General features: G+C 64.8%; 14 protein-coding genes. 4 read left to right on the forward strand and 10 right to left on the reverse strand.

Annotated features, from left to right (window positions below; translation table 11 throughout):
• Window positions 1-72 precede the first annotated feature (72 nt).
• Entirely contained in the window at window positions 73-558 is a 486-nt protein-coding gene (locus tag FJ426_RS20950; RefSeq protein ID WP_140558165.1) for a MarR family transcriptional regulator, read from the forward strand.
• A gap of 4 nt (window positions 559-562) precedes the next feature.
• Here the strand turns inward: FJ426_RS20950 and FJ426_RS20955 are convergent, their stop codons facing one another.
• Genes FJ426_RS20955 through FJ426_RS20970 form a run of 4 tightly spaced genes read right to left on the reverse strand, consistent with a single transcriptional unit; the run spans window position 563 to window position 2,953 of the window.
• Window positions 563-988: a DUF1178 family protein gene (locus tag FJ426_RS20955; RefSeq protein WP_140558163.1), complete on the reverse strand. Its 426-nt coding sequence runs from the start codon at window positions 986-988 to the stop codon at window positions 563-565.
• Window positions 985-1,845: a carbon-nitrogen hydrolase family protein gene (locus FJ426_RS20960; RefSeq protein WP_140672126.1), complete on the reverse strand. Its 861-nt coding sequence runs from the start codon at window positions 1,843-1,845 to the stop codon at window positions 985-987. Before FJ426_RS20960 ends, FJ426_RS20955 begins: the two co-directional genes overlap by 4 nt.
• A 10-nt stretch (window positions 1,846-1,855) precedes the next feature.
• Entirely contained in the window at window positions 1,856-2,125 is a 270-nt protein-coding gene (grxC, locus tag FJ426_RS20965) for a glutaredoxin 3 (RefSeq protein WP_140513844.1), read from the reverse strand.
• A gap of 27 nt (window positions 2,126-2,152) precedes the next feature.
• Complete coding sequence (locus tag FJ426_RS20970) at window positions 2,153-2,953, reverse strand: ComF family protein (RefSeq protein ID WP_140513940.1); 801 nt, start codon at window positions 2,951-2,953, stop codon at window positions 2,153-2,155.
• A 66-nt stretch (window positions 2,954-3,019) separates the two neighbouring features.
• On the opposite strand from FJ426_RS20970, the gene FJ426_RS20975 reads away from it, so the two are divergent.
• Window positions 3,020-3,892: a methyltransferase domain-containing protein gene (locus FJ426_RS20975; RefSeq protein WP_140560194.1), complete on the forward strand. Its 873-nt coding sequence runs from the start codon at window positions 3,020-3,022 to the stop codon at window positions 3,890-3,892.
• Window positions 3,893-3,919: 27 nt separating this feature from the next.
• Here FJ426_RS20975 and FJ426_RS20980 read toward each other — a convergent pair whose 3' ends face one another.
• The 5 genes from FJ426_RS20980 to argJ all read right to left on the reverse strand — a co-directional run bounded on the left by FJ426_RS20980 (window position 3,920) and on the right by argJ (window position 7,123).
• Window positions 3,920-4,099, reverse strand: a complete 180-nt coding sequence (locus FJ426_RS20980; protein WP_140500916.1) for a Flp family type IVb pilin — start codon at window positions 4,097-4,099, stop codon at window positions 3,920-3,922.
• Between the two features lie 109 nt (window positions 4,100-4,208).
• Window positions 4,209-4,523, reverse strand: a complete 315-nt coding sequence (locus FJ426_RS20985; RefSeq protein ID WP_140500915.1) for a hypothetical protein — start codon at window positions 4,521-4,523, stop codon at window positions 4,209-4,211.
• 145 nt (window positions 4,524-4,668) lie between these two features.
• Window positions 4,669-5,091, reverse strand: a complete 423-nt coding sequence (locus FJ426_RS20990; protein ID WP_140525450.1) for a (deoxy)nucleoside triphosphate pyrophosphohydrolase — start codon at window positions 5,089-5,091, stop codon at window positions 4,669-4,671.
• A gap of 8 nt (window positions 5,092-5,099) precedes the next feature.
• Window positions 5,100-5,852, reverse strand: coding sequence for a GNAT family N-acetyltransferase (locus tag FJ426_RS20995; protein WP_140500961.1), 753 nt, complete (start codon window positions 5,850-5,852; stop codon window positions 5,100-5,102).
• A gap of 29 nt (window positions 5,853-5,881) precedes the next feature.
• On the reverse strand, window positions 5,882-7,123 hold the full coding sequence (gene argJ / locus FJ426_RS21000) for a bifunctional glutamate N-acetyltransferase/amino-acid acetyltransferase ArgJ (RefSeq protein ID WP_140500913.1): 1,242 nt from the start codon (window positions 7,121-7,123) through the stop codon (window positions 5,882-5,884).
• A gap of 382 nt (window positions 7,124-7,505) precedes the next feature.
• Between argJ and FJ426_RS21005 the strand changes: the two genes are divergently transcribed.
• The gene (locus tag FJ426_RS21005) at window positions 7,506-8,105 is read left to right on the forward strand and encodes a TetR/AcrR family transcriptional regulator (RefSeq protein ID WP_140560252.1); all 600 of its coding nucleotides are present in this window, start codon (window positions 7,506-7,508) and stop codon (window positions 8,103-8,105) included.
• A 63-nt stretch (window positions 8,106-8,168) separates the two neighbouring features.
• Here FJ426_RS21005 and FJ426_RS21010 read toward each other — a convergent pair whose 3' ends face one another.
• Window positions 8,169-9,086 (reverse strand): peptidylprolyl isomerase, encoded by a 918-nt coding sequence (locus FJ426_RS21010; protein WP_140500911.1) that lies wholly within the window; start codon window positions 9,084-9,086, stop codon window positions 8,169-8,171.
• A 259-nt stretch (window positions 9,087-9,345) separates the two neighbouring features.
• On the opposite strand from FJ426_RS21010, the gene secA reads away from it, so the two are divergent.
• Window positions 9,346-12,078 (forward strand): preprotein translocase subunit SecA, encoded by a 2,733-nt coding sequence (secA, locus tag FJ426_RS21015; RefSeq protein WP_140525448.1) that lies wholly within the window; start codon window positions 9,346-9,348, stop codon window positions 12,076-12,078.
• The last annotated feature ends 35 nt before the right edge of the window (window positions 12,079-12,113 follow it).

The raw sequence follows: 12,113 nt of genomic DNA on the forward strand, positions 1-12,113 counted from the left end.
CACTTGGCCGCCACTTCATTTTCCGATAAGATAACGAAAAGATTCTTAACGTCAAGATACATGGCAGAATAGATGGACAGGGCGGCAAAGGCGATCGAACAATGGAACAGGGAGCGGCCGGACCTTGACGTCTCGCCGATGGGCGTGATCGGGCGGTTGAATGAAGCATCCTCGCTGATTGCCCGCGAGCGCCTCGCGCCGTTGTTTGCGCGCTATGGATTGCAGGCCGGCGAATTCGACGTGCTGGCGACGTTGCGCCGCTCGGGCGCGCCCTACGCGCTGACCCCGACCGCCCTTTACGAGGCGACGATGGTGACCTCGGGCGCCATGACCAACCGGCTCGACCGGCTCGAAACCTCAGGGTTGATCGTGCGCGGTCCGCACCCCAATGACCGGCGCGGCATCGTCGTGCGGTTGACTGAAAAAGGTCTCGCTTTGATCGACGAGGCCGTTACGGCCCACGTCGCCAACGAGCACGAGATTCTTTCCGGCCTGACGCAAGCCGAACGGGAAACGCTTTCGCGCCTGCTTGAAAAATTGATCGGCAGCGTAAGCTGACCGCTCAGTTCCGATCCTCCGGAAACACTGGGATCGGCATGAACTCGACGCCGTCCTCGGCCAGACTCTTGGCCTCCTCCAGCGTCGCCTCGCCATAGATGCCGCGCGGGTCGGTCTCGCCGAAATGGATCTTGCGCGCTTCCTCGGCGAATTTGTCGCCGACGTAATCGGCATTCTCGCGAACCTTCTCGGCCATTGCCTTCAGCTGCGCCAGCGCCTGCTTCTGCGCCTCGCCCATGGCGAGCGCTATCGTTTCCTGCTTGCGCGCCGTCGACACGGCCGGCGCCATCAGGGCTTTCTCCACCTTGTGCGAGCCGCAGGTCGGGCAATCGACGAAGCCACGCTTCTTCTGCGTGTCGAAATCGTCATTGCTGCGGAACCAGCCCTCGAACTCGTGATCGTTTTCGCAGATCAGGGAGAAGCGGATCAAGAGGCCGCTCCCCTGAGACGCGATGCCTCGGACGAACCGGCATTGATAGCGAAATCCCGCGCATTTTTCAGATTGGGGATCTTCTTGCGAGCCGCCAGCGACTGCGCGGAGTCGATCTCGGCGACGATCACCGCCGGCTCATTGTGCGCCGCCTCCGCGATGACGCGGCCCCACGGATCGACGATCAGCGAATGGCCATAGGTTTCGCGGCCGTCCTCGTGAAGGCCGCCTTGCGCAGCGGCCACGACATAGGCGCCGTTCTCGATGGCGCGGGCCCTGAGCAGCACGTGCCAATGCGCCTCGCCGGTTTGGCGGGTGAAGGCGGCGGGCACGGAAAGCAGGTCGGCGCCGGCTAGCGCCTCGGCGCGGAACAGTTGCGGAAACCGCAGGTCATAACAGACGGCAAAGCCCAGCTTGGCGCCTTCGATGGTCGTGACGACCGCCTCCGTGCCGGGCTCGTAGGTCGCGGATTCGCGCCAGCTCTCGCCATTGTCGAGATCGACGTCGAACATATGGATCTTGTCATAGGAGGCGAGCGTGGCGCCGTCCGGACCGAACAGCAGCGCCCGGTTGGCGAGCTTGCCGTCGGCGCGCAGGATGGCGGTCGAGCCGATATGCAGGTGGACGCCAAGTTCGCGGGCCAGTCGGCGGGCGGTCCCGACGATGATGTCCTTGTCCTCTGAGGTGAAAGACGCGGCCTTCTTGTCACGCACCAGCGCTCCGGTCATTTCCGGTGTCTGGATGTAGGTGGCCCCCTGGCCGGCTGCTTCGCGCACCAGCCGCTCGAGATCAATTGCGTTGCGCTCTGGCCTCTCGCCCGAACGCATCTGGATCGCGGCCGCCTTGAAAACACCCATCGTCATATCCTCAATTCGTCGAACCATTGGCGAGCAACTTGTCCAGCCGGCCTTGCGCCTCCAGCTCGTGGAGGTCGTCGCAGCCGCCGACATGCGTGTCGCCGACGAAAATCTGCGGAAAGGTCGTGCGGCCATGGGCGCGGGAAATCATCTCCTGGCGCAGTTCCGGCGAAAACGACGCGTCATGCTCCGTATAGGCGACGCCCTTGCGCTCGAGCAGCCGCTTGGCGGCCGTGCAGTAGCCGCACATCATGCGTGTATAGATGGTGACGTCGACCATGACGAATTTCCACTGTTTGTTGCCGACTTATATAGTCGTGGACTCGTCGGCCCGAAAGTCCCCCGGCAGCACGCGTGCGAAGGTCAGCACATCGACGGCGCCGGCCCCTGCTTTTTTCAGCGCCTTGCTGGCGGCGCGAACCGTGGCACCCGTGGTGTAGACGTCGTCGATCAAAAGCACGCGGCGGCCGGCGATCTCGATTTCCGCTTCGGCAGGCACGCGAAAGGCGGCCCGCACGTTGTCCTCGCGGTCCTTGCGCTCCAGCCCGACCTGCTGGCGCGTGAGCTTGACACGCCGCATGGCCGAGGGTGCGAAAGACAGGCCGCTGAGCTCGCAGACCGCCCTCGCCAATTCCGCTGACTGGTTGAACCGCCGCCTGAAGAAGCGACGCCAGTGCAGCGGGACCGGCACCACCACATCCGCCTCGGCAATGAGGTCGGCGCCGGCGCGCAGCATCCAACGCGCCATCCACGGCGCCAGGTCGGTGCGATCCTGGTATTTCAGCCCCTGCACCATCTGGCGGGCGACGCCGGAATAGGCGACGGCCGCCCGCGCCCGCTCGAAGGGCGGCGGATCGGCGATCGCCTCGGCCGACAGAAAGCCCTCACCCATATGGTGGGTGAACGGCGTGCCCATCACCGGGCACCAGGGCCGCTCCAGGAGGCGCAACTTCGGCCAGCAGGCGCCGCACAGAACGCCGGGCTGCGAGACATGCCTGCGGCAGCCGGCGCAGACAGGCGGGAACAGGATGCGCGCCGGCCAGTTCGCCGCCGACCGTGCAAGGTTCCTGATGTCCAGAGGCTTGATCTTGGGCATGGGATCGGCCACGTGGTGGGTGCTGTGCGCCACTATATCAACTCCATCGGGGAATGGACAAACAAAGGATCTGCCCGTTTGCTGCCGATAATGGACACCTCACTGTGGCTGGCGCACAAGCGGCGCGCGCTCGATCATCCGGTCGGCGGCGCGGACTTCCTGATGCGGCGCAGTGCCGACGATCTTGCCGACCGGCTGGGTGCCGTGGAGCGCAGGTTTAGCAGGGCAGCGGTGCTGTTTTGCCAGACGTCGGCCGCGGCCGACATCCTCGCCGCGAGCGGCAAGGTGGCGAACATCGTCCGTGTCGAGGCGGATGCGGCTTTCCTGGGCGATTCCGCCGGCATGGTCGCGCCGCTGGAAACCGTGCCCTTCGAGCCGCAAAGCCTCGACCTGGCGGTGTCGCTCCTGTCGCTGCAGGCCATGAACGACATTCCCGGCATGCTGGTGCAGATCCGCCGTGCGCTGCGTCCGGACGGGCTTTTCCTCGGCGCCTTCGCCGGCGCCGGCACGCTCGGCGAATTGCGTGAAAGCCTGCTGGCGGCCGAGACCGAGCTTCACGGCGGCGCCAGCCCGCGCGTCATTCCGTTCACCGACGTTCGCGACGCGGGAGCGCTGCTGCAGCGCGCCGGCCTCGCTCTGCCGGTCGCCGATGTCGAGACGGTGACGGTGCGCTATGACAGTCTTTTCAACCTGATGGCCGATTTGCGCGCCATGGGCGAAACCAGCGCGCTTGCCGATCGCAGCCGGCGGCCGGGCACACGCCAGCTGTTCGCCCGCGCCGCGCAAATCTACGCCGAGCGGTTTTCGGATCCCGACGGCCGCATCCGCGCAAGCTTTTCGATGGTCTGGATGTCCGGCTGGGCGCCCGATGCATCGCAGCAAAAGCCGCTCAAGCCGGGTTCGGCCAAGATCTCGCTGAAGACTGTGTTGGAGCAGCCCAAGGGGCAATGACAGTGTCCGCGGACGCGGACAGCCAGATCAGGGTGCGAAAGCGTTGGCAAGCCTGCTGCCATTGTCGCTGAACAGCCAGGTGATCGCGTTGAAGACCTGGCTGATGCCGCCGACGATCGTCAGCGACAGTACGGCGACGATCAAGCCGTATTCGACGGCCGTGGCGCCCTTTTCATCGTTCAGGAAACGCAGCAGCACTGTTTTCATCACGTCGATCCCTCTTGCCGGAACCATACCGCCGACCTGTTAAGAAAGGTTAACGGCACAGGCTTAATAGGCGATGAAACCGCCGCCTCTGAAAATGTCTTGGACCCGGTCAGCAGTCGCCGCTGGTCCGGCCGTCGGATCGGATGATGCAGACCGAATCGGGCTGCGGCTGAAGCACGCTGCGGCGCACCGTATAGGTATCGCGACGAGTGATCGAACCAGTGGCAGTCATGTCGAGACCGCTGGCAAAATTCCGAGCCGATTGCGAGCGCGTCTGGCTCTCGAGGAAGGGCGTTGCGATCAGGGCCAGCGCCACCGCGGCCGACCCGAACAGCAGCGTGACGCGCAGCACGCCCATGCCCGCATCCGCGGCGCGAAAACTGCGGTCGGGCCGGATCGAATCCCAATCCCTGTCTAGGCTCATGCTGTCGCTCCCCAGAAAATCGCCGGCACGGCCGCGACGAGGCAGCCTTGCATCAATTTTTCATGATGAGATAAATCTTCCATTAATGCTGGCTTATGCGCCCCGCAGCTCCGCTCAGCCACAGGCCGCTAGCGGTTCTGTTCGCCTACAGGAGGTCGATCAGGAACGGGATCAGCGGAGCGTCGGCCGGCGGCATCGGGTAGTCGCGCATCTGCCTGGGCCGCACCCATTTCAGCGCCTGCCCCTCCTTCGGCTGGGCGATGCCGCGAAAGCGGCGGCAGATGAAAAGCGGCATCAAAAGATGGAAATCGTCGTAGCTATGGCTGGCGAAGGTGAGCGGTGCCAGGCACGGGATGTCGGTCTCGATCCCGATCTCCTCATAGAGTTCGCGGATAAGGCATTGCTCCGGCGTCTCGCCGGGCTCGACCTTGCCGCCGGGAAACTCCCAGAGCCCGGCAAGCTGCTTGCCCTCGGGCCGCTGCGCCAGGAGCACGCGCCCGTCGGCGTCGACCAGGGCGCAGGCGGCGACCAGGAGCAGGCGCTTGCCGGCGATCGTCACATCATTCATGCCCGATTTCACCCATGAACAGGCGGCCGGCGGTAGTGGTAGCGATAGACCTCGTCGAAGCCGAGCGAATGATAGAGCGCCAGCGCCGGCACATTGCCGGCCTCGACCTGCAGCCAGGCTTCCCGCGCGCCGCGCAGCCGCGCCCATTTCAGCGCCGACAGGATCAGGTTGCGGCCGTGGCCCTTGTTGCGTGCCGACTTGTCGGTGGCGACCTCGAACAGGCCGGCGAGATCGCCGTCATGGACGCAGATCAGCGTCGCCAGTGGTTCCGCTCCAGCCTCGAGCGCGAACAGCCCGGCCTCGGGCTGGATGGCGCCGATGATCTCCGACAGGCCTGGCCGCAGCGACGCGTCCGAGCCGCTGACCTTGAGCGACGCGCCGATGAAGCGGCTGATGTCCTTCAACGGGATCTGGTCCATGGCGGCGTCGAGTTGCGCATCCGCCAGCGGCAGCCGCATCACCAGCGATTCGTCGAACCGACTCCAACCCTCGCGGTCGAGATGGCTGGCCAGATCCGGCCCCGATAACGGCGACATGCGGAAGGTCAGCGGACGGCCATAGGCATCGAAACGGCGGCTGGCGCGGCCGATGCGGTCGGCGATGTGCTGGGTGTCGCCGGGATCGAGCGGATTGACCGAATTCAGCCGCTTGGCCGGATGTCCGGCCGTCAGCCGCACCACCCAGGTGCCGTCATAATGGACTGCCGCCGCGGGCCAGGCGCGGAACCCGGCCGCCTCATAGCGGCGCACTGTCGCCAGCATGCTGGCCGGATGTTTGGAAACCAAGTCCGTCAGCTCCGGTAGTCGCCATTGATGGCGACGTATTCCTTGGTGAGGTCGCAGGTCCACACCGTCGCCTTGCCGCGGCCGATGCCGATATCGGCGCGGATGCGGATGTCGTCGCGCTTCATATACGCCGAGGTCGCTTCCTCCGAATAGGCCGGATCGCGCTCGCCCTCATGCGCCAGCCTGTTGTCGCCGAACCAGATCGACAGGCGGTCGCGGTCAGCCGGCTCGCCGGCCTTGCCGACGGCCATGACGACGCGGCCCCAATTGGCGTCCTCGCCGGCGACCGCCGTCTTGACCAGCGGCGAATTGGCGATCGAGAGCGCGATGCGCTTGGCCGAGCGCGCCGATTTCGCGCCGGTAACGGTGACTTCGACCTGCTTGCGGGCGCCCTCACCGTCGCGCACCACTTGCAGCGCCAGCGACTTCAGCACTTTGCCGAGCGCACGGCGGAAGGCCCCCAGACGGGCATCCTTGGGGTCGGTTATCTCCGGCGCGCCGCGTTTGGCGGCCTTTCCGGTGGCGAAGAGCAGCAGCGTGTCGCTTGTGGAGGTGTCGCTGTCGACGGTCACCGCGTTGAAGGTCTTGGCCGTGCCGCGCGACAGCAGATCCTGCAGCACGGGGGCGGCGATCGGCGCATCGGTGGCGACAAAGGACAGCATCGTGGCCATGTCGGGTGCGATCATGCCGGCGCCCTTGGAAATGCCGTTGATGGTGACATCGGTCTCGCCGAGCTTAACGGTCTGCGTCGCCACCTTCGGATAAGTGTCCGTGGTCATGATGGCCTTGGCCGCCTCGGTCCACAGGTCGGGCTTGCCGTTGCTGACCAGACCAGCCAGCAGATGGCTGAACTTGGTTGTGTCAAGCGGCTCGCCGATGACACCGGTCGAGGCCAGGAACACCTCGCCTGGCGTGCAGCCGGCAGCCTTGGCTGCCGCTTCGCCCGTCAGCGCGGTGGAGTCCCGGCCCTTCTTGCCGGTGAAGGCATTGGCGTTGCCGGAATTGACGACGAGCACCCGGGCCTTGCCCGCGGCAAGGTTCTGCCGGCAGAAATCGACTGGCGCCGAGGGGCATTTCGACTTTGTGAACACGCCGGCGACCGCCGTGCCGGGCTCGAAGACCATGGCCAGGAGATCGGTGCGGTTCTTGTATTTTATCCCCGCTTCGGCGGTGGCGATGCGCACCCCCTCGATCTCAGGCATCTTGGGGTATTTCTTCGGCGCGAGCGGCGAAATCGTCGTGGACATGGAACCTCGGACGGGAAAAATCGGCGGAGAAACGCCGGTTTGCCCGATACGGCGCGCCCGCGCAAGGCGTTTTGGTGGCGGCGTGAGAACCGGAATTGGCCTTGACCGGTTCGCAGCCGGCTCCGTTGCAGTTCGCTGGCACCGCCCCGCCCAGGTTGCGATCTCTCCCGAGGGCAGCTGACCCTGGCCCTGGTATTTCTGGGGACCGTTGCGACTCGGCGCGGGCGCGCGGGCGGAGTTGGTCAGCACCGATGACCGCCTGGGCATCGTGCGGGAGACATGGCAGGCAAATGTCTCCTGCGTCAGCCGCCAAGAACGGGCCGTTTCGTTCCATCGTCGGATCACTTATATTGCCGGCCCTACCGACGGCGAGGGCGACAGGATGGCCGAAGAGGCGGATACGGCGCGTAAATCTATTGGCGCGCGGCGCAATCCCGACAGCGCGGAAGCTATTCTCGATGCCGCCGAGGCGGTGTTGGTCGAGGCCGGCTATGCCGGCTTCTCGATCGAGGCCGTGGCGCGGCGGGCGCGTGCCGGCAAGCCGACCATCTATCGCTGGTGGCCGAGCAAGGCCTCGCTGCTGCTGGAGGTCTACCAGCGCCAGAAACGCGTCGATGTTCCCGATACGGGAGGACTGGAAGAGGACCTCGTCGGCTTCCTCAAGAACCTGTTCGCGCACTGGCGCGAGACGTCGTCGGGCAGCGTGTTCAGGTCGCTGATTGCCGAGGCGCAGTCGGACGAAATGGCGGCCGCGGCCCTTGCTGGCTATACAGGCGGGCGCCGGGCCTACACCGGCCAGATCATCGAGCGCGCCAAGGCAAGGGGCGAGGTCGCGGCCGATGTCGATCCGGCTGTGGCCGCCGACCTGGTGGCTTCCTATGCGTGGCGGCAGCTCCTGACCAACCGGCTCGACGAAGACGAGGCGACGATACGCAAGGTGGTCCGCTATCTCCTGCGAGGCATAGAGGGGCCCGACGGCTGAACTGACGCAAAAAGGGCGCGGCGCCCTTTGGCCACCGCGCCCCTTTTTCGAAACCGTTCTGGTTTACTTGGCGCTTTCCAGCGTATCGACGGCCTTCTTCAAATTGGCGTCGGGAATTTCGACCTTGGCATCGGCGCGCAGCGACTTGACCAACGCGAAATACTTGTCGCGGATGACCGCCTGCTTGGCCTGGTCCTTGACGTCGTCGAAGGCCGGCGGCTGCTTGGTGCGCTTGTCCTCGAGCTTGATCACATGCCAGCCGAACTGCGACTGCACCGGCTGCTCGGTGTATTTGCCGACCTCGAGCGCGAAAGCGGCCTTGTCGAATTCCGGCACCATCTGGCCAGGTCCGAACCAGCCGAGATCGCCGCCACTGGTCTTGCCGCTCGGATCCGAGGTGTGCTCGTTGGCGAGCTTCTGGAAATCGGCGCCGCCGTCGAGTTGCTTGATAATCGCCTCGGCCTCTTCCTTCGTCTTCACGAGGATGTGACGGGCATGCACCTCGTTGACCGGCGGCGTGTTGGCGATCTCCTGGTCGTAGCGGGCGCGGATCTCGGCGTCGGTGACCTTGTCAACGACGCCCTTCTCGACCATCTCGCCATGCAGCGCGCGCTGCTGCAGGAAGGCCATGCGGCGCTGGAAATCGGGATCCTTGTCGAGACCGGTCGAGACGGCCTGGGCGGCCATGACGCGGATCTCGATTGCGGCCGAAAGCGCCGCGGCGCGGCGTTGCTCGGCCGGGAGTTGCGCGAACTGCTGCGACAGCTCGCCTTCGGCAAGCACGAGATCTGCTTCGGTGAGGGGTTGGCCGTTGACGGTGGCAACCACTGTATTCGGATCGACCGGTGCGGCCGGTGCCGCTGGTGGTGCCGGCTGGGCTGGTGCGGTTTCCTGCGCCATCAGCGGCGACAGGCAAAGAGCCGACAGGCCGACGGCCAGGCCGAGGCTGGCGAGCGACGCACGGCGGAACAACAAGGACATTAAGATGACTCCGATGAGGATGTGAAGGACGGGAGGCTTCCAGATCAGCCAGATTGTGGCCGAATTTGGCGCGACCGGCAGGGCCAGCGCGGCGTTGACATCAGTTGAGCCCCCTCTTATCTGTCCAACGACTTTGCGTCCAGAACCGTTTTCCGGGCGCTTTTTGCGTTGCCCGTATACAGGCGGCGCATTCACGTGGATTTGATGGGGCCGGCCGGCGCTCGTCTCAGTTTGAGAATTCTATCGAAAGGACCATTGGATGGTCAGTCTCGGCGGTCTCGCCCGTAAGGTTTTCGGCTCCTCCAACGACCGCAGGGTCAAGTCGACCCGGCCCCGTGTCGAGGCGATCAACGCCATGGAAAACGAGATGCGGGCGCTCTCCGATGCAGAGCTCGCCGGCCGCACGGAAAAGTTCCGCCAAGACATCGCCAACGGCGCCAGCCTCGAGGACCTGCTGATCCCGGCCTTCGCCACCGCCCGCGAGGCGGCGCGCCGCGTGCTCGGCATGCGCCCCTTCGACGTCCAGCTGATCGGCGGCATGGTGCTGCACAATGGCGGCATCGCCGAGATGCGCACCGGTGAGGGCAAGACGCTGGTCGCGACCTTGCCCGTTTATCTCAATGCACTGGCCGGCAATGGCGTCCACGTCGTCACCGTCAACGATTATCTCGCCACCCGCGACTCCGAATGGATGGGCCGTGTCTACAAGTTCCTCGGCCTCTCGGTCGGCGTCATCGTCCATGGCCTGTCCGACGAGGAGCGCCGCGTCGCCTACGCCGCCGACGTCACCTATGCCACCAACAACGAACTCGGCTTCGACTATCTGCGCGACAACATGAAGTACGAGCGCGCCCAGATGGTACAGCGTGGTCACAACTACGCGATCGTCGACGAAGTCGATTCCATCCTGGTCGATGAAGCGCGCACGCCGCTGATCATTTCCGGTCCGCTCGAGGACCGTTCGGAAATGTACAACACCATCGACACTTTCATCATCCAGCTGCAGCCGCAGGATTATGAGATCGACGAGAAGCAGAAGACCTCCATCTTCACCGAGGAAGGCACCGAGAAGCTCGAGAACCTGCTGCGCGACGCCGGCCTGCTCAAGGGCGAGTCGCTCTATGACGTCGAGAACGTCGCCATCGTCCATCACGTCAACAATGCGCTGAAGGCGCACCGCCTGTTCCAGCGCGACAAGGACTATATCGTGCGCAACGGCGAGATCGTCATTATCGACGAGTTCACCGGCCGCATGATGCCCGGCCGCCGCTATTCGGAAGGCCTGCACCAGGCGCTTGAAGCCAAGGAGCATGTGGCGATCCAGCCGGAGAACCAGACGCTCGCCTCCGTTACCTTCCAGAACTATTTCCGCCTCTACAAGAAGCTTTCCGGCATGACCGGCACGGCGCTGACCGAGGCCGAGGAATTCGGCAACATCTACGGCCTCGAAGTCACCGAGATCCCGACCAACCTGCCGGTCATCCGCAAGGACGAGGACGACGAGGTCTACCGGACGGTCGAGGAAAAATACAAGGCGATCGTCAAGGAGATCCGCGAAGCCAGCGCCAAGGGCCAGCCCACGCTGGTCGGCACCACCTCGATCGAGAAGTCCGAGCAACTGGCCGAGCGGCTGCGCAAGGAAGGTTTTAAGGATTTCGAGGTGCTGAACGCCCGCCATCACGAGCGCGAGGCGGCGATCGTCGCCCAGGCGGGCAAGCCCGGCGCCATCACCATCGCCACCAACATGGCCGGCCGCGGCACCGACATCAAGCTCGGCGGCAATGCCGAGATGCGCATCGCCGAGGAACTGGGCGACATGCCTGAAGGGCCCGAGCGCGAGGCGCGGGAAAAGGAAATCTATGCCGACGTCGAGCGCCTGAAGGAAAAGGCGCTGGCCGCCGGCGGCCTCTACGTGCTCGCCACCGAGCGCCATGAATCACGCCGCATCGACAACCAGCTTCGTGGCCGCTCCGGCCGCCAGGGCGACCCCGGCCGCTCGAAATTCTTCCTGTCGCTGCAGGACGATCTGATGCGCATCTTCGGCTCCGAGCGCATGGACGGCATGTTGCAGAAGCTCGGCCTCAAGGAAGACGAGGCCATCATCCATCCCTGGATCAACAAGGCGCTGGAAAAGGCGCAGAAGAAGGTCGAGGCGCGCAACTTCGACATCCGCAAGAATCTTCTGAAATATGACGACGTCTCGAACGACCAGCGCAAGGTTGTGTTCGAACAGCGCATCGAGCTGATGGACGGCGAAGGTCTGTCGGAGACCATTGCCGAGATGCGCGAAGGCGTCATCGACGAGATCGTCGCCAAGGCCATTCCCGAGAACGCCTATGCCGAGCAGTGGGATGTCGCCGGGCTGAAGGCCGAGGTCGCCGAGTTCCTCAATCTCGACCTGCCGATCGAGGAATGGGCCAAGGAAGAAGGCATCGCCGAGGACGACATTCGCGAGCGCATCACGCAAGCCGCCGACGCCGCCGCCAAGGAGCGCGCCGAGCGCTTCGGGCCCGAGGTGATGACCTATGTCGAGCGCTCCGTGGTGCTGCAGACGCTCGACCATCTGTGGCGCGAGCACATCGTCAATCTCGACCATCTGCGTTCGGTTGTCGGCTTCCGCGGCTACGCCCAGCGCGATCCTTTGCAGGAATACAAGAGCGAGGCGTTCGAGCTGTTCCAGGCGATGCTGGGCAATCTGCGCCAGGCCGTCACCGCGCAGCTGATGCGCGTCGAACTGGTCCGCCAGGCTGCCGAGGCCCCGCCGCCGGAAGCCCCCGACATGTTCGGCACGCATATTGACGGTACCACCGGCGAGAACGATTTCGAAGGCGGCGAAACCGCCCTTCTGGTGCGCCAGGAAAGCAACGCCATCGTCGCCCCCGAAGACCGCGACCCCAACAACCCCGCCACCTGGGGCAAGGTCGGCCGCAACGAAGCGTGCCCCTGCGGCTCCGGCAAGAAATACAAGCACTGCCACGGCGCTTTCGCGTAAGGAAAACCTGCAGGGCTCACATTCCCGGATTTCTG

This window comes from Mesorhizobium sp. B2-6-4, from assembly GCF_006441495.1.
Classification (GTDB): domain Bacteria; phylum Pseudomonadota; class Alphaproteobacteria; order Rhizobiales; family Rhizobiaceae; genus Mesorhizobium.

Bases quoted from the DNA above. Each gene is read 5' to 3' on its own strand.
- FJ426_RS20950 (WP_140558165.1), top strand. From the start codon at position 73: ATGGACAGGGCGGCAAAGGCGATCGAACAATGGAACAGGGAGCGGCCG.
- FJ426_RS20960 (WP_140672126.1), bottom strand. From the start codon at position 1,845: ATGGGTGTTTTCAAGGCGGCCGCGATCCAGATGCGTTCGGGCGAGAGG.
- grxC (WP_140513844.1), bottom strand. From the start codon at position 2,125: ATGGTCGACGTCACCATCTATACACGCATGATGTGCGGCTACTGCACG.
- FJ426_RS20980 (WP_140500916.1), bottom strand. From the start codon at position 4,099: ATGAAAACAGTGCTGCTGCGTTTCCTGAACGATGAAAAGGGCGCCACG.
- FJ426_RS20985 (WP_140500915.1), bottom strand. From the start codon at position 4,523: ATGAGCCTAGACAGGGATTGGGATTCGATCCGGCCCGACCGCAGTTTT.
- FJ426_RS20990 (WP_140525450.1), bottom strand. From the start codon at position 5,091: ATGAATGATGTGACGATCGCCGGCAAGCGCCTGCTCCTGGTCGCCGCC.
- FJ426_RS20995 (WP_140500961.1), bottom strand. From the start codon at position 5,852: ATGCTGGCGACAGTGCGCCGCTATGAGGCGGCCGGGTTCCGCGCCTGG.
- argJ (WP_140500913.1), bottom strand. From the start codon at position 7,123: ATGTCCACGACGATTTCGCCGCTCGCGCCGAAGAAATACCCCAAGATG.
- FJ426_RS21005 (WP_140560252.1), top strand. From the start codon at position 7,506: ATGGCCGAAGAGGCGGATACGGCGCGTAAATCTATTGGCGCGCGGCGC.
- FJ426_RS21010 (WP_140500911.1), bottom strand. From the start codon at position 9,086: ATGTCCTTGTTGTTCCGCCGTGCGTCGCTCGCCAGCCTCGGCCTGGCC.
- secA (WP_140525448.1), top strand. From the start codon at position 9,346: ATGGTCAGTCTCGGCGGTCTCGCCCGTAAGGTTTTCGGCTCCTCCAAC.